The following is an 18,122-nucleotide window of genomic DNA, read 5'->3' as shown; positions in this document are numbered from 1 at the left end:
CGGCATGTACCGCGTGGCCATCGAGGACGTCAGGGCCTGGACCATGGGCGACTTCCACTACTCCGACCACTGACCCACCCGACACCCCACCACACCCACCACACGGATCACGCGATGAGGGGCCTGTCGGCGTGTGCCGGCGGGCCCCTCGGGCTCAGGCGGGTCCCTGGGGCTCAGGCGGGTCCGGGACGGCGGCCGTCGGACGCCTCGTCCGCGGCGCGGCGGTATTCCGCGTTGATGCGCTGAGCCTCTTCGAGCTGGTCCTCGAGGATGACGATCCGGCAGGCGGCCTCGATCGGGGTGCCCTGGTCGACGAGCTCGCGCGCGCGGGCCGCGATCCGCAGTTGGTAGCGCGAGTACCTGCGGTGTCCGCCCTCCGAACGCAGGGGCGTGATCAGCCGCGCCTCGCCGATGGCACGGAGGAATGCCGGGGTGGTGCCCAGCATCTCGGCCGCCCGGCCCATGGTGTAGGCGGGGTAGTCGTCGTCGTCCAGGCGATCGCTGAGTGGAGTGTCTGCTGCCATGTCACCTCGTCGTGTAACGCGTCTAGGGGCCCCGCGCCGTACGGCACCAGGCCCCGAAGGAGATTGAACACCATCCGTCGGCCCTCGTGCTGCGCCGACCTCCTGTTTCCGCGCTACCCGGCCCGGGCGGCCTGACGGCGGCCGGGGGGACGGGATACGACGATGAGGGCCCTGCCGACGCGCGTCGGCAGGGCCCTCACCGGGTCCTGGGTGGCGATTTCCGCCTGATTGTCACACCCCCAGGGGGGTCACTCCCGGGGACGCGTCGCCGCCGAGCAGCGCCGAGGCGGTCTCGAGCGAGGTGGGGAGGACCGCCGGCGCGGGGGCGGGCTGGTGGTGGCAGGTGAAGCCGAGGCGGGTCATGGCCCGGACGACTTCCTCACCGGTGAAGTCGCGGCGGTCCTGTCGGGTGATGACCTGGCCCACCTGCTTGACCGGGTAACGACGGCGGCCGATGGTCACGGACTCGCCCGTGACGAGCTCGGGTGCGACGCCTTGCATCAGGGCCAGCACCCCGTTCTTGGTCAGATCGAACGGGTACCGGGCGATGACACAGCGCATGATGCCTCACAGAGGGGGAGGGGGACGACGGGGGACCGGGCGGGACGGATCAGCGGGCGAGGACGACGGCGACAGCGCGGGCGTCCGGGGCCCGGCCGTGCTCCCCGGCGACGTCGGGCCGGGGGCTGTCGGACCCGGCGGCGGGCCGGGCGCCGGGCGCGGGGAACGGCCCGTCGGGGATGTCCCGCAGCCGGACCCGGTCCGTGTAGGCGGGGCCCTCGCGGAGGGCGGCGAGCCGCGCCAGGGTGATCAGGCCCAAATCCTGGTCGTCACCGTCACACAGGACGAGGTGGTCGACCCGGGCACCGGCCATGAGGGACAGCGCCACCTCCACCGTCATGTCGTCGCGGACCCGAGGGCCGGACGCGTTCCCGTCGTGGGCCACGGTGTGAGTCGTGGCGTGGGCCGTGGTGTGAGTCGTGCTGCGGGGAGAGGGGAGGGCCGCGGGGTGGTGGGGCCGGGACGGCGTCATGGGTGCCTCCTACCGGGCAGGGGTGGGGTGGTGATCACGGCGTCGTCAGGCGGCCGAGCCGAAGCCCGTCCGCCGCTGGGCCCCGCGGGACGCCGCCTCGCCGGAGGGCCGGCCCCGGCCGGGGCGACCCCGGCGGCCCCTGCGGCCCTGCGCCGACCCGCCACCGGGGCGTTCCACGATCGGCGCGGTGACGACGACCGGGACACCGGAAGGCGCCTGGGCGCCGGTGATGCGGCTCAGTTCCGCTTCGCCCGAACGGACCTGGGCGACCTGCGGGGTGATGCCCGCCGAAGCCATCAGCCGGCTCATGTCGCGGCGCTGGCCGGGGGTCACCAGGGTGACGACGCTGCCGGACTCGCCGGCGCGGGCCGTACGGCCGCCGCGGTGCAGGTAGTCCTTGTGGTCGCTGGGCGGGTCCACGTTGACGACGAGGTCGAGGTTGTCGACGTGGATCCCGCGCGCCGCCACGTTGGTCGCCACCAGTACCGTCACGTGCCCGCTCTTGAACTGGGCGAGCGTCCGGGTGCGCTGCGGCTGGGACTTGCCGCCGTGCAGGGCCGCGGCGCGGACGCCGCTGCTCAGCAGGTGCCGGGTCAGCCGGTCCACGGCGTGCTTGGTGTCGAGGAACATGATCACCCGCCCGTCGCGGGCCGCGATCTCGGTGGTCGTCCGGTGCTTGTCCGCGTCGTGCACGTGGAGCACGTGGTGCTCCATGGTGGTGACCGCGCCCGCGGACGGGTCGACGGAGTGGACGACGGGGTCCGTCAGGTAGCGGCGGACCAGCAGGTCGACGTTGCGGTCCAGGGTGGCCGAGAAGAGCAACCGCTGCCCGTCGGGGCGCACTTGGTCCAGCAAGGCGGTGACCTGGGGCATGAAGCCCATGTCGGCCATCTGGTCGGCTTCGTCGAGGACGGTGATGCCGACGTCGCCCAGCCGGCAGTCGCCCCGGTCGATGAGGTCCTTGAGCCGCCCGGGCGTCGCGACGACCACCTCGGCCCCGGCGCGCAGCGCGCCGGCCTGCCTGCCGAGGGACATGCCGCCGACGACGGTGGCCAGCCGCAGGCCCACGGAGCGGGCGTACGGGGCGAGCGCGTCGGTGACCTGCTGGGCGAGCTCACGGGTGGGGACGAGGACGAGGGCGATCGGCTGCCGGGGTTCCGCGCGCCGCCCCGCGGTACGGGCCAGGAGGGCGAGGCCGAAGGCGAGGGTCTTGCCGGAGCCGGTGCGGCCCCGGCCGAGTACGTCGCGCCCGGCCAGGGAGTTCGGCAGGGTCGCCGCCTGGATCGGGAACGGTACGGTCACGCCCTCGTGGCCGAGCGTGGCCAACAGCCGCTCGGGCATGTCGAGTTCGGCGAATGTCGCGACGGCCGGGAGGGAGGGGGTGATCGTCTCCGGCGGGGCGAATTCGCCTTGCACGGAGCGGCCGGGGCGACCGGAGCGGCCGGACCGATCGGAGCGTCCGGGCCGTCCGGTTCGTCCCGTCGGGCGATTTCCGGAACCCTCGGAACGGCGCGGACCGCCGGAATGGTCATATGCGCGGGATGTACGGGCTCGCTTCATGCGAAACCTTCCTTGACGAGGCCGACAAGGCGCGTACAAGGAATTCCCACGGCATTCCGCAGCACATGAGCGGCGCAGAGAATTTTCGAGACGGGCCTGGGTCGATGGGGGCGGGCCGGGACGGCGGGGAATGTCCCACCGTCGGTGATGCGGTGGAGCGTCGCCGTCGCACGCCCTGGACACACGCGTCCTGAAAACGCGGCGAGCCGGGGCCCGCACCCCGGAGGTGCGGGTCCCGGCTGCGAAGTGTGCGTCGGTGCCGGTGTCAGGCGAGAACGATGTTCTCGGCCGTCGGGCCCTTCTGGCCCTGCGCCACGTCGAACGACACCTTCTGGCCTTCCAGCAGCTCGCGGAAGCCCTGGGCCGAGATGTTGGAGTAGTGGGCGAAGACGTCGGCGCCGCCGCCGTCCTGCTCGATGAAGCCGAAGCCCTTTTCCGCGTTGAACCACTTCACGGTGCCAGTAGCCATGTCATTTCTCCTTCGGAGGCGGTGTCAGGAATTCACCCTGTGTGAATTCCGTGTCGCCGTGGTGATTACCCCGTAGGAAATGAACCTTCTGGCAACCACACCTGCAACTGAGATCGACAGTAGCACGGTGGGATCGGCCCCGCAGGGACGGAAATTGCGGCCGTGTCGGTGGCCCAGGAATATTCGCCGTGCCCTGTGTCTATTTCTCTCGTCGCGGGCACAGATATTGGTCTTCGAGGGTGCGGCATTTTTTGTCGCACGTTTTGTCGCGCGGCGCTGTGAGCTCCTGCGATGGGGGGCGCGCCGTCCGCTGCGGCCGTCGGCGAGCGGCACCGCCATGAGGGCACCGGGCCGCTCCGGTGCGACGTGGGTCACATCGTCGGCCGGCCGGGCGTGGTGGCGGGCGGTGGGGCAGGAGCAGGTGGCGGATCGGGGCGAAAGGTGGATCCGGAGCGGGCGGTGGATCCGGGGCAGTGGCGGATCCGGGGCAGGCAGGGGGCCGGAGCCGGTGGCAGATCCGGGACGGAGGGGGATCCGAGATGGAGGGGGGGTTGGGGCGGGTGGGGGATGAGGGGGCGGGCGGGGTGCCCGGTCAGTGCCCCTCGTCCGTCCGGCAAGCGCGTACCGCCCTCTCGACGAACTCCACCAGCTCCGCGTGGGAGCTCGAGAGCCGCCCCGTCCCGGTGATGTCGCCGGCGTGCAGGGCGATGAGGTAGCGCAGTCGCACGGCTATCTCGTCGACGATCTCCTCCCTGCTCCGCTGGAGGAAGAGCGGGTCGACCCCGAAGTAGTCCGCGAGCGCGGCCAACCGGGCGTCCGTGGTGACGACTTGCTCGCCCTTGCGGAGCTTGCCGAGCGTCACATGAGAGATGACCGTCTCGCCCGCCTCCTTGTTGACGGCTTCGGCGATGTGGCGGTCCGACGGCGGTTCCGTGCCGCCGGGGCCGCCTCGCGACCGCAGGTACTCCAGCTTTTGCGCAAGGGTCAACGAGGCTGCGGCGCAAGCTGAGTTCGCGTCTCTCATGACCACTTTTTTACTCGGTTGCCGACGGTTACCTATAGGTCTGGTCCAAAGCTGTGGGGATGGTCACCGGAAAATGCCGACAATTCGCCCCTGGAGTGTGATGTTCCGGTTGCGGGGAGTGTGCGGGAGGTGGGGGTGTGGGTGAACGGATGGCGATGTTCCAATTGCGTGACAACGCAGTTGACGATGCGTCAGGCGTGTGGTGGGCCTCGTGGGGTGGCGGCTCCCGGACTGTCGGGCCGGTCCGTCGGCGAGGAGTGGCGGCGTCGCCCGAAGGGTGCCGTCACCCGGGATGCGTCGTTGTCGGAGAAGGGTTCCCGCGGCCGCCCTCCGAGAGTTACTGACCAGTCGGTTCAATGGCGTTGAGACGATCTTGCATTCTCGGCCGGATCTGCCTAAGCTCACCGGCGTTAAGTGGGGTTAACAGCTCGACGCACCGCGTTCCGGAGCAACGGAAGCGTGCGGAGTCGGGCATACGGGGGAGAGTCTTGAAGGGTATCGGGCCGGAATCCGTCCATACAGGGATTCCCGGGGGATGTGTCTCGATCGACGAACGGCTGAACGGAGCCGGCCGGTGGTGTGCCCCGGTCGCGGAAATCGTCCGTTCTTCTCGTGTTCACCGTTTTCGCGGGCTGCAGGCAACGCGCCCGCCGCACGCTGATCTCCTCGCGCCGGGCGCGAGGGGCTGACTGACTTACTTTCACTTCCGGGCCCGTCGGGCTGCCTGAGGCCGCCCTGCCGCGCCCGGAATCGACCAAGCCTTTTCTTTCGGCCGTGCCGTGGCGGTCCGGTGTACCCGGATCCGGCCGCGCCGCCGATTCATCCCGCGCCGATTCGTGCTGCCCGCAGGCCGACCGGCGTCCCGTATTCACGACGTCATGCGGTCATTCGCCGCGCCAAGGGGGACCTTTCGCATGCTCACGCAAGCGATGCCGAGTCGAGGGATCGGGGGAGTGCTCGACACGATCGGCGGCACTCCTCTGATAGAACTCGACAGGATCTTTCCGGACCGGGTGTTCCGCGTCTTCGCCAAGCTGGAGAAGTTCAACCCGGGCGGCAGCGTCAAGGACCGGGTCGCGCTCAACATGCTGCTGGACAAGGTCGGTTCGGGCGAGCTGGTACCCGGGCGGTCCACGGTCGTGGAGTCCAGCTCGGGTAACCTGGCGATCGGGCTGGCCCAGGTCTGCCGGTATTTCGGGCTGCGGTTCGTCTGTGTCGTGGACGCCAAGACGACGGAACAGAACATCGCCATCATCCGCTCCTACGGGGCGGAGGTGGAGGTCATCACGGAACCCGATCCGGCGACCGGCGAATACCTCCCGAGCCGCATCCGGCGGGTGCGGGAACTGGTACGGTCCGTGCCCGACGCCTACTGGCCCAACCAGTACGGCAATCCGCTCAACGCGGCGGCCCACGAACAGACCATGCGGGAGATCGTGACCGCACTGGACGAGCGCGTCGACTACCTTTTCTGCGCGACGAGTTCATGTGGCACACTGCGTGGCTGCGCCGACTACGTGAGGAAGTCGGGGCTTTCCACGAAAATCGTCGCGGTCGACGCCGTGGGCAGCGCGATATTCGGTGGCCAGCCGCCGACCACGCGGCTCCTGCCGGGACATGGCGCCGCACTCCGGCCCGCCCTGTTCGACCCGCGGGCGGCGGATCACGTGGTGCACGTGTCGGACCTCGAATGCGTGAGCATGTGCCGGCGCCTGGTGGACCGCGAGGCCATTCTGGCCGGCGGTTCGTCCGGGGCGGTCGTCGCGGCCGTCGACCGGATGCGTGACGCGATACCGGACGGGTCCCGGGTCGCGGTCGTCTTCCCGGACAGCGGCGAGCGTTATCTGGAGACCATCTATTCGGATTCCTGGGTCGCCCGGAAATTCGGTGACGTCTCCCATCTGTGGCAAGAGAACCCGGGCCCGGTGCCCGAGACCGTAGGAGCAATTCCGTGCTGATCGCCAGACACGCCGACGTCCACGAGGTGCTCGCCGGACGCGAGGAGGAGATCCTCGCCCTCGTCCAGGAGACCTACGGGGTCCACGAGGACGGCCGCACCGCCGTCCCGCACTCGACCTTCCTCCGCTTCCCCGGCGACGACCGCAACCGCATCATCGGACTGCCCGCGTTCGCCGGCGGTGACAGCCCGGTCGCCGGGATGAAGTGGATCGCCTCCTTCCCCGGGAACATCGACGAGGGCCTGCCGCGCGCCAGCGCCGCCATCGTCCTGAACTCCCTGGAGAACGGTTTCCCCGTGGCCCTCCTGGAGGGCTCGCAGATCTCCGCCAAGCGCACGGCCGCGAGCGCCGCCCTCGCCGCCCGGATACTCACCGAGGGTGACGAGCCCACCGGTGTCACCCTCGTCGGCGGCGGTGTCATCAACACCGAGGTGCTGCGCTTCCTCCTGGTGGCCCTGCCCACGCTCCGCGAGGTCACCGTCTTCGACCTCGACACCGAGCGCGCCGAGGCCTTCGCCGCCCGCTGCCGCGAGCTCGGGCCGCGCCTGACCGTCGAGGTCGCCACCGACCGGCCCACCGCGCTGGCCCGGCACGGCCTGATCGCCCTGGCCACCACCAGCGGCACCCCCCACCTCGGCTCCGACGAACTCCGCCCCGGCACCGTCGTGTTGCACGTCTCGCTGCGTGACCTGCACCCCGAGGTCATCCTCGGCGCGCAGAACATCGTCGACGACGCCGACCACGTCTGCCGCGAGCGCACCTCGCTGCACCTGGCCGAACAGCAGGCCGGCCACCGCGACTTCATCGACGCGAGCATCGGCGCCCTGGTCCGCGGCACCGCCCGGTTCACCCGCGACCCGGAACGGGTCACCGTCTTCTCGCCGTTCGGCCTGGGCATCCTGGACATGGCGCTGGCCGAGTACGTCCGCGCGCAGGCCGCCGAGCGCGGGCTGGGCGTACAGGTCGAGGGCTTCCTCGGCCACGGCATGACGGGCTCCGGCGACGGCGCGACGGGATCCGGACGATGAGCGGCGGCCCGGGCGTCCTCGCCCTCTTCCCCGGCCAGGGCAGCCAGGTACCCGGCATGGGCCGGGCCTTCGCCACCGCCCGCCCGGAGGCGGCGGACGTCTTCGACGCCGCCTCGGACGCGCTCGGCATCGACATGCGCGCCCTGTGCTGGGACGCCCCCGCACACGAGCTCGCCTCGACGGACAACGCCCAGCCCGCCCTGCTGACCGCCTCCGTCGCGGCCTGGCGGGCGCTGGAGTCCCACGGCGTCACCGCGACCGCCGCCGCCGGCCACAGTGTCGGCGCCGTGACCGCGCTGGTCGCCACCGGGCGGCTGGAGTTCACCGACGCCGTCCGCCTGGTCCGGCTGCGCGGCGAGCTGATGGCCGCCGCGCCCGGCAAGGGCGGCATGTGCGCCGTCCTCGCCACCGGCGCCGAGCGCGAGAAGGCCCTCGCCGCGGCCGCCGAGCGCGGACTGGACATCGCCGCCGACAACAGCCCCCGCCAGTTCGTCGCCTCCGGCGACCTGGCCGCCATCGAGGACTTCGCGGCGGCCGTCGGCGCCCGCGCCAAGCCGCTGGACGTCTCCCACGCCTTCCACAGCCGGCTCATGGCACCCGCCGCCGCCGACTGGGAGGCGGCCGTCGCCGAGGTCCGACTGCGGCCCGCCACCGCCCCCGTCGGCCTCATCACCACGGGCGCGTTCGGCACCGACGACGCCGACCTGCGCCGGGACCTCGCCGACGCGCTGTGCGCGCCCGTCCGCTGGCGGGAGCTGATGGAGGCGGCCGGCGCACGGCCGGAGCCCGCCGCGCCGCCGGTGGCCGTGGGGCCCGCCAAGGCCCTCGTCGGCCTCGCCAAGCACGTACCCGCCACACCGCAGGTGTCCCTGGTGGACACGCCGACCTCCCTCACCGCGCTGCTGCGCCGCCTGGGGGCCTGACAACAGTGAGTACAGCCATGCAGTTCGAACCGTCCACCGTGGCCCTGGTCACCGGCGCCTCCCGGGGCATCGGCCGGGCCTGCGCCCTGGCCCTGGCCGAGGCCGGCTGCGACGTGGTCGTGCACTACGTCTCCCGCACCGAGGCCGCCGAGGAAGTGGCGGCGGAGATCCGGGCGATGGGGCGCAAGGCGCTGGTGGTCCGCGCGGACGTCGGCGTCGAGGCCGAGGTCAAGGCGATGTTCAAGACCATCCGCGCCGAGTGGAAGCGGCTCGACGTCGTCGTCGCCAACGGCGGCATCACGGCCGACGGCTTCCTCGCCACCATGAGCCTCGACAAGTGGCAGCGGGTCATCGACACCAACCTCACCGGCGCCTTCCTCACCTGCCGCGAGTCGGTCAAGATGATGCACCGCACCGGCGGTTCGATCGTCCTGATGGGCTCCACCAGCGGCGTCACCGGCCAGCCCGGCCAGGCCAACTACAGCGCCAGCAAGGGCGGTCTGATCAGCCTCGGCAAGGGCCTCGCCCGTGAGGTCGCCGAGCGCGGCATCCGCGTCAACATCGTCGCCCCGGGGTTCACGGACACCGACATGGTGCGCGACATGCCCCCCGCGGTGCGCGAGCGGCTGATCGGCACGGTGCCCATGAAGCGCGCCGGCACCCCCGAGGAGGTGGCCTCGGCGGTCACCTTCCTGGCCTCGCCGGCCGCGAGCTACATCACGGGGAAGGTCCTCGTCGTCGACGGCGGACTCGTCCCGTAACCCCGAGGGCCCGTACCCCCGAGGGCCTGTCGCCCTCGAGGCCCGCAAGCCACCCACCACAGACAGGAGTACTGCCATGACCGCCACCTACGAGGAACTGCTGGCCACCGCCGAGGCGCGCACCGCCCTCAACAACCACGTCAAGACGCAGCTCGTGGAGAGCCTCGGCCTGGAGATCCGCCCCGAGCTGATCGGCGACGACCAGCCGCTGTTCGGCCGCGGCCTGGAGCTGGACTCGCTCGACACCCTGGAGATCGTCGTCATGGTCGAGGAGCAGCTCGACGTCACGATCAGCGACGACGACCGCTCCGCGTTCGGTTCGATCAACCGCCTCATCGACTTCGTCGTCGCCGACCGCGGCGAGATCCCCCAGGTGGAGGCGGCGTGACCACCCCGGCCCCCACCACCCCCCTCAGCTTCGACGCCAACGCGATCCGGGCGCTGCTGCCGCACCGCTGGCCGATGCTGCTCGTCGACCGCGCGTACGACGTCATCCCCGGCAAGTCCGGCTACGGCATCAAGAACGTCACCATCTCGGAGCCGTACTTCGCCGGTCACTACCCGGACCAGTCGATCATGCCGGGCGTCCTCATCGTCGAGGCGATGGCCCAGTTGACGGCCGTCGTCTACGCCTCCGCCTGGCTCGCCGAGGGCGGGCAGGGCGGCGAGGCCGGGGTCGCGGCCCGGGTCGGCTACCTCGGGGCGATCCGGCAGATGAAGTTCAGCCGGCTCGTCGTCCCCGGCGACCGGCTCACCATGAAGGTCGAGCTCGGCCGCCCGTTCGACCGGCTGACGCCCGTCACCGTGCAGGCGAGCGTCGACGGCGAGCTCGCCGCCAAGGGCTCGCTGACCGTCAGCGAGCGCACCGCGGGGGACCCGAGTGGACTCCAGTAGTGAGCTGGTGATCCGGCCCTACGAGGAGTCGGACGCGGCGGCGATCGCCGAGCTCTACAACCGGTACGTCGACGTCCCCAACCCGGTGGACCGGAAACTCGACGCGGAGCTCGTCCGCGGCGAGCTGGCCGAGCGCGGTACGCGACTGTTCCTCGTGGTCGAGGCGGACGGCGAGATCCACGGCACCATCGGCTTCTTCCAGGGCAGCGTCCGCCGGGCGTACGCCCCGGGCGAGGTGTTCGGGGACATGTTCTTCCTGAGCCCCGCGCTGCGCGGCGGCTCGGTGGCCGGCCGGATCTTCTCGCAGGCCATCCGCACCCTGCGGCTGTCCGGCGTCGAGGTCATCCGGCTCACCGCCAACCCCGGCAACAAACTGGCCTTCCCGCTCTACCGGCAGGTCGGCTGCAGTGTCACCGGACCGGTGGAGGCCACCGAGGACGGCAACATCGAGCTGGTCAGCTACATGCCGCGGGTCATGGCCCGGCTGCGCCGCGACCACGCCCACCTCATCCCGCAGTCCCTTCAGTTGAACGCCAGTTGGCGGTACATGGTGGGCGGCGGGGACCGGGCACTCGGCGACGACACCGAGGAGCTGGGCGGGCGGACCGTCCTGCGTACGGAACTGGCCATCGACGGCACGGTGTTCACCGTCCTGCTCGATCCGGAGGACGGCGAGGTGCTGCACGTCGGCACGGACGCGGAGGAAGCGCCAGCCCTGGCGCCCAAGCCCGTGCCCGGGCCGCCGGCCGTGAGCACCGTCGAGGCGGACGGCCTCCGCCTCGAACTGCACCACGGCGACGGCCGGATCGAGCTGCACGGCGCGGGCCACCTCGGCCCGTTGCTGCGGGAGACCTGGCCGGTCTTCGGCCCGCCCTTCGTCACGGGCTTCCGCCGCGCGCTGCGGCGGGAGGACGACCTCACGGTCACCCCGCTCGCCGACGGCTGGCTGGTCGCCGAGCGGCACCCGGACGGCGTGCTGTACCGCGAGACCACGCTTGCCGGCGGCGTCCTGGAGAATCGTTTCCGCTGGGAGGGCGGCGAGCCGCCCGCCGGCATCCTGCGGACCATCGTCGAAGGCGGCCTGCGCAAGGGGCTGCTGCTGACGGAGGACGGCCACGTACCGGCCGGCCGCGGGCTGCACCCGGTGGACGCCACCGAGTTCGCCACCGCCGGTGCCGACCTCGGCCCGGACGCGCGGATCGGCTGGTGGGACGAGGCGGCCTCCGTCGGCCTCGACGTCCGGGGCGGCGACGCCCGGGCCCGGCTGGTCACCGACGCGCTGCTGCTGCTGGACTTCGCCCCCGGGCACGGTCACGCGGTCGCCGTGCGCACCGAGTGGCCGGGCGGTGCCCCCATGACCGTCGACGGCCTGGAACCGGTCGCACCGGTCGCACCGGTCGCACCGGCCGCCACGGAGACCGTTCCGGCCCCCGCCCCCACGGGGGGCCGGGCGGAGTGGACGGCCGCCACCGTGGCCCGCCGCCCGGTCCACCGGGCCGCCGTGGGCGAGGACACACTGCTGGTCAGCGCCGAGGCCGGCGGGATCGCCGCCTGGCGCTCGGCGGGAAAGTCCGTGCTGGCCACCCCGTTCCCCAAGGAACGGGTCCTCGGCAGCAACCCGCACTGGCGGGCCGGCCTCTGGGCCGTCCGGCAGGGACCGCGCGAGGATCCCGACCGCGGCCTCGGCTGGGGCGCCGAGCGGCACGAGTGGCGCTTCGACGAGCCGACGGGCCGGCTGTGCGCGGCCGGCCTGGACTGGTCCGTCGCGGCACCCGCGGCCGGCCCGGCCGACCGGCTGGACCTCGACCTGCGGGCCGAGGCGCGCGACGACGACGGCGAGGTCGTCGTCTGGCTGACCCCGGCCGCGCCCCGGCAGCCCGAGGTCCTGGTGCCCGGCAGGCCCGGCGACCTCTGGCGGATCGGCAAGTCCGGCGCCTGGCAGCGCTGGACCGACCGGCTCGCCCTGCGGCTCGCCGACGGCCGCTGGCTCGCCGTCACCCCGCGGGACGGACTCGGCACCGAGATCCTGCACCGCAACACCAAGGCGGGACCGTTGCTCGGCCTGGTCGCCCGGCAGCCGCGCGGCACGGCCCTCGCGGCCGGCTGGTCGCTCGCCGTCCTGCCCGGTCCCGACGCCGCCGACGCGCTGCTCCGCACCCGCGCCGCCGGCCACTGAGACCGCCGCCCCGGGCCGAACCCCCGGGCCCGGGGCGGCCCCCGACTTCGCACCACCCGTCGACCCACACCACCCGACCCACCCCAAGGAGACGACATGACCAGCGCCACCCCGGAAACCGTCGCCGAGCAGTACGCGTACCTGCGCACCACCGTCGGCGTCTACACCCCGGGCGCCGCCCTGGTGACCCTCGGCGGTCTGGAGCGCGGCGAGGTCCTCTCCCGCGCCCTGGCCCGCGACAGCGAGTACGTCGAGCCCGACACCGCCCGCGAGAGCCTGATCCTCGACGAGGACGCCTCCGTCTGGGACGCCGTCACCCACATCGAGCTGGACGACACCAGCCGGCTGCTCGCCCACTCCCGCGACGACCTGGCCGCCCTGCTGGAGAAGGCCGCCGCCGACGCCGGCGTCCAGGACGTCGAGATCACCGACGCCGCCGACCACGTCGCCATCGCCTTCGAGGGCCCCAAGTCCTGGCGGATCGCCGCCGACCTGCTGGACTTCGAGATCTCCAGCCTGGTGCTGCACGGCGCCACCACCGTCACCCTGCCCGGTGACAGCGGCGCCGAGGGCGTCCTCGCCCGCATCGGCACCACCGGCGAGTACGGCTACCTGCTGCTCGCCCCGGCCGACTCCGGCGCCGCCGAGTGGGTCGCCGCCCGCGCCGCCGAGCTGGACGGCGGACCGGCCGGCGCCGAGGCCCTGCTGCGGGCCCGCACCGAGGTCCGCCACCCGCAGATCCCCGCCCAGTCCGAGGGCCTGACCGTCCGCGAGGCCGGCCTGGAGTGGCTGGTGAGCTGGGGCCGCGAGGACGAGTTCCGCGGCGGCGAGGCGCTGGCCGCCGCCGAGGAGGCCGGGCGCGGCCTGATCACCGTCCTCGCCGAGGCCGGCCAGGCGCCCGCCGCCGGCAGCCCCGTCGAGGCCGGCGACCGCGCGGTCGGCACCGTCCACCTGGTCGCCCCGCTCGCCGGCACCGACCAGGAGATCGCCCTGGCCCTGCTGGACAAGCCGTTCGACGTCCCCGGCCTGGAGCTCACCGGCCGCACCGCCGACGGCACCGCCGTCACGCTGCGCACCGCCGCCTCCCCGGTCGTCATCCCGCAGTCCTGGAACGAGCGGCTCGGAGCCTGACCATGCGCATCGTCATCACCGGCCTGGGCATGATCTCGGCCGTCGGCTCCACCGCCGACGAGTGCTGGACCGCCATCCGGGCCGCCCGCAGCGGCATCGGCACGGTCACCGAGGTCGACACCACGGGCCTGATCACCACCCAGGGCGGACAGTCGCCCGTCAAGGAGGTGCCCGGCGTCGACCGCTGTCTGACGCTAGCCCTCACCGCCGCCACCGAGGCCGTCGAGCACGGCCGCCTCGCCGAGGCCGGCTACGACCCCGAGCGGGTCGGCGTCGTCATCGGCAGCAGCCTCGGCACCAGCCGCAGCGTCGGCACGTTCCACCAGCAGTGGATCCGCGACGGCCTGCGCAAGGCCGACGTCCGGCTGCTCAAGGGCTACGCGCTGCACAGCGTCGCCGACGCCGTCGCCGAGAAGCTCGGCCTGGGCGGCCCCCGTTCGCTGCTCTCCAACGCCTGCGCCGCCGGCGCCGTGGCCATCGGCTACGCGCTGGAGCTCATGTGGAGCGGCGAGGCCGACGCCGTGCTCGTGGGCGGCGTCGACCCGCTGGCCGAGCTGTCCTTCAACGGCTTCAACTCGCTGGGCGCGCTCGACTCCGGCGGCTGCTCGCCGTACACCCGCTCCGAGGGCCTCAACCTCGGCGAGGGCGCGGGCTTCCTGCTCCTGGAGAAGGCGGACGCCGCCGCGGCCCGCGGCCTGTCCGCCATCGCCGAGGTGGCCGGCTACGGCCTGTCCGCCGACGCCTACCACCAGACCGCGCCGGACCCCGGCGGCGAGGGCGCCCAGCGCGCCATGGCCGCCGCCCTGCACAGCGCCGGGCACACCGTCGAGGACGTCGACTACATCAACGGCCACGGCACCGGCACCCCGACCAACGACAAGGTCGAGCCCAAGGCGATCAAGACGCTGTTCAAGACGCCGCCGCCGGTCAGCTCCACCAAGTCGATGATCGGCCACACCCTGGGCGCGGCCGGCGCGGTCGAGGCCGTGGTCTGCGCCCTGGCCGTCCGCGACGGCGTGCTCCCGCCCACCGCCAACACCGGCGGCGCCGAGGCCCCCAGCGGCCTCGACATCGTCCCGGAGGCCGCGCGCGAGCAGGACGTGGACGTCGTCGTCTCCAACTCCTTCGCCTTCGGCGGCAACAACGCCGCCCTGGTGATCCGGCACCCCGAGCGCGTCACCACCGAGCCGCCCGCCGCCGCGGCGGCCGCGGCCGGCCGGGACGTCGTCATCACCGGCGTCGCCGGCATCGCGGGCACGGCCACCGGCAACGACGAGCTGTTCGCCGCGCTCACCGACGGCACGCCCGTCTACCAGGGCGAGGTCGAACTCGACGGCTACGGCACCCGCCGGGCCGGCACGGTCGACTTCAAGGCCATCGCCGCCGGCATCAACCCGGCCGTGCTCCGCCGGATGGACCCCACCAGCCGGCTGGCCGCGGCCGTCGTCGCCGAGCTGCACCGGGCGTACGGCAAGCCCAGCCGCCAGGAGGCCGCCCAGACCGGGTTGATCTTCGCCACCGGCCTGGCCCCGATCACCCCGGTCCAGGAGTTCGACAGCGGTGTGGTGCTCGCGGGCGGACCCGCCGGCGCCAACCCGAAGTTCTTCCCGAACACCGTGGTGAACGCCGCCGCCGGGCACGTCGCCATCCTGCACCGGTTCAAGGGCATCACCGCCACCGTCTGCAGCGGCGGCACCAGCGCCCTGAGCGCCCTGCACTACGCCTACCGGCTGATCGCGCGCGGTGCCGCCGAGCGCATCGTCGTGGTCGTCGCGGACGAGTGCCCCGACGCCCTGGTCGCCGGGCACGTCAAGGTCCCGGGTTTCCTGGGGAGTTCGGATGTGCGTCCGTTCGCGGGCGGCGGCACGGTGCTGTCCGCCGGCGCGGTCGCCATCGCGCTGGAGTCCACCGACGCCGCCCAGGCGTCCGGCCGCCCGGTCCTGGGCCGCATCGCCGGCTTCGGGCTCACCGGCGACGACAGCGGCATCGCCGGGCTGCGCCCGGACGGCGCCGCCTGGGCCCGTTCGATGACCGAGGCGGTCCGCGCCGCGGGCCTCACGCCCGAGGACATCGGCCTGGTCGCCTCGGCGGCCATGGGCCGCGAGGCCGTGGACGCCGTCGAGATCGCCGCGCTCCGCGCCGGCGGCCTGGCGGAACGTCCCGTCACCGCCACCAAGTCGGTGTTCGGCGAGACCTACGGCTCCGCCCCGGGCCTGGCCCTCGCCGCCGCGCTGCGCGCGATGGGCGACGGCGTGCTCCCGGGCACCGCGGGTGTCCCGGAGGCGCCGGCCGAGCTGCCCGGGCTCGTCCCGCAGGGCGGACGTCAGGGCAGCGTCGACCACGCCCTGATCTCCAGCTTCGCCTACGGCGGCAGCTATGTGTCGCTGGTCGTCTCGAAGGGGGAGAACCGATGACCGCCACCGTGACGGCCCCGGCGGCCGGCGTCCGTACGGAGGACGTCCTCACCGCCACCGGCCTCGTCAAGAAGTTCGGTGACCGCGCCGTCGTGGACGGTGTCTCGCTGCGCGTCGGCACCGGTGAGATCCTCGGCTTCCTCGGCCCCAACGGCGCCGGCAAGTCGACGACCATCGCCATGCTGACCGGCGCCCTCAAGCCCGACGGCGGCACCATCCAGGTGGACGGCGCGGACTTCGCGTCCGGCCCGATGCGGGCCAAGGCCCTCATCGGCGTCGTCCCGCAGGAGATCGCGCTCTACCCGACGCTCAGCGCCCGGCAGAACCTGACCTTCTTCGCGGGCGCCTACAAGCTCTCCCGCGCCGAGCGCCGCGAGCGGATCGACTGGGCGCTCGACGTGGTCGGGCTCACCGACCGCGCCGGCGACAAGGTCGCGTCCTACTCCGGCGGCATGCAGCGCCGCGTCAACATCGCGGCGGCGCTGCTGCACATGCCGCGGCTGCTCTTCCTGGACGAGCCCACCGTGGGCGTGGACGCGCAGAGCCGCAACCAGATCTTCGAGACGGTGCTGCGGCTGCGCGCCGAGTTCGGCATGTCGGTGGTCTACACGAGCCACTACATGCCCGAGGTCGAGCAGCTCTGCGACCGCATCGTCATCGTCGACCACGGCAAGGTCCTCGCCGAGGGCACCCAGGAGGAGCTGCTCCGCCCGCTCGGCGCGGGTCTCCTCGAATGGGCGCCCACCCGTGAGGAACTCGACCGGCTCCAGGGCGGCATGGTCTGGCTGGAGAAGCGGTTCGCGGGCCACGGGCAGATCTCCGTGGCCGCGGCCGGGGACGGCACACCCGTCCTGCGGATCCGGGTCAAGGACATGCCGGCCACCCTGCGCGAGGTCTCCGACATCGCGGCCGGAACCGGCCTGGGCCTGGGCGGCATCCGTCTCGGCCGCCCCGACCTCGAATCCCTCTTCCTCGACCTGACCGGCCGCCAGATCAGGGACGGTGCCTGATGTTTGCCATGATCCGTAAGGAGCTGCTGGTCCTGCTCCGGGACCGCGCCTCCCTGATCACCCTGTTCGTCTCGCCGATGCTCTTCATCACGGTGATGAGCCTCGCCCTGTCGAACTCCTTCGACACGCTCGGCTCCGCGCCGAAGATGAACATCTCGATCGTCGACCAGGACGGCGGCACCGCCGCCAGGAACGTCGTCAAGGCGCTCGGGAGCAGCGACGAACTGAAGGTCACCACCGGTCTGTCCGGCGACGCCGCGGACAAGCGGGTGCGCTCCGGCAAGGACTCGTTCGCCGTCGTCATCCCGGCCGGCTTCGAGAAGGAGGTGGAGAGCGGCCGGAAGCCGCACTTCTCCTTCGTGGTGGACCCCTCGTCGTCCCGCCAGGCCGTCGACCCGCTCCAGGCCGCCGTCCGCAGCGCGGTGCTGACCGTCACCTCCAGCACCCGCACGGCGGTCTCCCTGGAGAAGCAGCGCGCCGCCGAGCACGACCCGGTGCGCAAGGCGCAACTGAAGAAGCAGATCGACAAGATCGACGAGACGTGGAGCGGGGTGACGTCGACCAGCACCTTCCCCAAGGGCATGGCCGGCGTGAAGTACCCCTCGGTGTACCAGCAGAACGTCCCCGGCTACACCGTGATGTACGTCTTCTTCATCGTCACCGTCATGGCGGGCTCGATCATGGTCGAGCGCCGTGAGGGAACCTTCCGCCGGCTGCTGTCGGCACCCGTGCCGCGCTGGCAGTTGCTGCTCGGCAAGGTGGTGCCCTACCTGCTGGTCGCGATGGTGCAGGTGGGCCTGCTGATGGCGTTCGGCAAGGTCGTCTTCGGCATGGACCTCGGCGTCCACCCGGTCGCCCTGATACCGGTCACCGTGGCGCTGGGCTGCTGCGCGGTGGCGCTCGGCCTGCTGCTGGCCTCGTTCGCCAAGAGCGAGTCCCAGGTCAACGGCATGGGCACGATCGTCATCCTGGTGCTGGCCGCGCTCGGCGGCTGCATGGTGCCCGGCATCTTCATGCCGGAATTCATGCGGAACATCGCCGAGTTCACGCCGCACGGCAAGGCGCTCAACGCCTTCCAGGAGGTCATGGTCAAGGGCGCCGACCTCCAGTCGGTGCTGCCGGCCAGTGGCTTCCTGCTGGGCCTGGCCGCGCTGTTCTTCGTCCTGGCCGTGCCGCGGTTCCGGTTCGTCAAGTGATCCCCGCCGAGGAGCGGACCG

17 protein-coding genes are annotated in these 18,122 nt (G+C 72.5%); 11 read left to right on the top strand and 6 right to left on the bottom strand.

The genetic code is table 11. The features are described 5' to 3' along the window. Positions 1–173: 173 nt before the first annotated feature. From ACZ6X9_RS27215 to ACZ6X9_RS27190, 6 genes are all read right to left on the bottom strand, one after another. Positions 174–524 carry a MerR family transcriptional regulator gene (locus ACZ6X9_RS27215; protein ID WP_469780640.1) on the bottom strand — a complete coding sequence of 117 codons (351 nt, stop codon included), beginning with the start codon at positions 522–524 and terminating at the stop codon, positions 174–176. 231 nt (positions 525–755) lie between these two features. Further along, positions 756–1,085, bottom strand: coding sequence for an SCO5918 family protein (locus ACZ6X9_RS27210; RefSeq protein WP_469780639.1), 330 nt, complete (start codon positions 1,083–1,085; stop codon positions 756–758). Positions 1,086–1,134: 49 nt separating this feature from the next. Beyond that, on the bottom strand, positions 1,135–1,425 hold the full coding sequence (locus ACZ6X9_RS27205) for a CBS domain-containing protein (protein ID WP_469780657.1): 291 nt from the start codon (positions 1,423–1,425) through the stop codon (positions 1,135–1,137). A 177-nt stretch (positions 1,426–1,602) separates the two neighbouring features. Further along, positions 1,603–3,117, bottom strand: a complete 1,515-nt coding sequence (locus tag ACZ6X9_RS27200; RefSeq protein ID WP_469780638.1) for a DEAD/DEAH box helicase — start codon at positions 3,115–3,117, stop codon at positions 1,603–1,605. 265 nt (positions 3,118–3,382) lie between these two features. Further along, a complete protein-coding gene (locus tag ACZ6X9_RS27195; protein WP_469780637.1) occupies positions 3,383–3,586 on the bottom strand; it encodes a cold-shock protein in 204 nt (67 codons plus the stop codon). A gap of 592 nt (positions 3,587–4,178) precedes the next feature. Next, positions 4,179–4,574, bottom strand: a complete 396-nt coding sequence (locus tag ACZ6X9_RS27190; RefSeq protein WP_469780636.1) for a hypothetical protein — start codon at positions 4,572–4,574, stop codon at positions 4,179–4,181. A 950-nt stretch (positions 4,575–5,524) separates the two neighbouring features. Between ACZ6X9_RS27190 and sbnA the strand changes: the two genes are divergently transcribed. From sbnA to ACZ6X9_RS27135, 11 genes are all read left to right on the top strand, one after another. Then, positions 5,525–6,568 carry a 2,3-diaminopropionate biosynthesis protein SbnA gene (sbnA, locus tag ACZ6X9_RS27185; protein ID WP_469780635.1) on the top strand — a complete coding sequence of 348 codons (1,044 nt, stop codon included), beginning with the start codon at positions 5,525–5,527 and terminating at the stop codon, positions 6,566–6,568. Beyond that, complete coding sequence (gene sbnB / locus ACZ6X9_RS27180) at positions 6,562–7,596, top strand: 2,3-diaminopropionate biosynthesis protein SbnB (protein ID WP_469780634.1); 1,035 nt, start codon at positions 6,562–6,564, stop codon at positions 7,594–7,596. Before sbnA ends, sbnB begins: the two co-directional genes overlap by 7 nt. Continuing rightward, the gene (locus ACZ6X9_RS27175) at positions 7,593–8,519 is read left to right on the top strand and encodes an ACP S-malonyltransferase (protein WP_469780633.1); all 927 of its coding nucleotides are present in this window, start codon (positions 7,593–7,595) and stop codon (positions 8,517–8,519) included. The genes sbnB and ACZ6X9_RS27175 overlap by 4 nt, the downstream gene beginning before the upstream one ends. 17 nt (positions 8,520–8,536) lie before the next feature. Continuing rightward, the gene (fabG, locus tag ACZ6X9_RS27170) at positions 8,537–9,280 is read left to right on the top strand and encodes a 3-oxoacyl-ACP reductase FabG (RefSeq protein ID WP_469780632.1); all 744 of its coding nucleotides are present in this window, start codon (positions 8,537–8,539) and stop codon (positions 9,278–9,280) included. A gap of 76 nt (positions 9,281–9,356) precedes the next feature. Beyond that, the gene (locus ACZ6X9_RS27165; RefSeq protein ID WP_223767867.1) at positions 9,357–9,668 is read left to right on the top strand and encodes a phosphopantetheine-binding protein; all 312 of its coding nucleotides are present in this window, start codon (positions 9,357–9,359) and stop codon (positions 9,666–9,668) included. Further along, a complete protein-coding gene (fabZ, locus tag ACZ6X9_RS27160) occupies positions 9,665–10,174 on the top strand; it encodes a 3-hydroxyacyl-ACP dehydratase FabZ (RefSeq protein ID WP_469780631.1) in 510 nt (169 codons plus the stop codon). The genes ACZ6X9_RS27165 and fabZ overlap by 4 nt, the downstream gene beginning before the upstream one ends. Continuing rightward, the gene (locus ACZ6X9_RS27155) at positions 10,161–12,350 is read left to right on the top strand and encodes a GNAT family N-acetyltransferase (protein WP_469780630.1); all 2,190 of its coding nucleotides are present in this window, start codon (positions 10,161–10,163) and stop codon (positions 12,348–12,350) included. Before fabZ ends, ACZ6X9_RS27155 begins: the two co-directional genes overlap by 14 nt. A 96-nt stretch (positions 12,351–12,446) precedes the next feature. Then, entirely contained in the window at positions 12,447–13,481 is a 1,035-nt protein-coding gene (locus tag ACZ6X9_RS27150; RefSeq protein ID WP_469780629.1) for an aminomethyl transferase family protein, read from the top strand. Between the two features lie 2 nt (positions 13,482–13,483). Next, a complete protein-coding gene (locus ACZ6X9_RS27145) occupies positions 13,484–15,895 on the top strand; it encodes a beta-ketoacyl synthase N-terminal-like domain-containing protein (protein WP_469780628.1) in 2,412 nt (803 codons plus the stop codon). Then, positions 15,892–16,905 carry an ABC transporter ATP-binding protein gene (locus ACZ6X9_RS27140; protein ID WP_469780627.1) on the top strand — a complete coding sequence of 338 codons (1,014 nt, stop codon included), beginning with the start codon at positions 15,892–15,894 and terminating at the stop codon, positions 16,903–16,905. The genes ACZ6X9_RS27145 and ACZ6X9_RS27140 overlap by 4 nt, the downstream gene beginning before the upstream one ends. Then, positions 16,905–18,101, top strand: coding sequence for an ABC transporter permease (locus ACZ6X9_RS27135; RefSeq protein WP_469780626.1), 1,197 nt, complete (start codon positions 16,905–16,907; stop codon positions 18,099–18,101). Before ACZ6X9_RS27140 ends, ACZ6X9_RS27135 begins: the two co-directional genes overlap by 1 nt. The last annotated feature ends 21 nt before the right edge of the window (positions 18,102–18,122 follow it).

It is taken from the genome of Streptomyces sp. NPDC052910 (genome assembly GCF_055585605.1).
The sequence above is the reverse complement of the archived record's forward strand: the minus strand, read 5'-3'. Positions and strand labels throughout refer to the sequence as shown.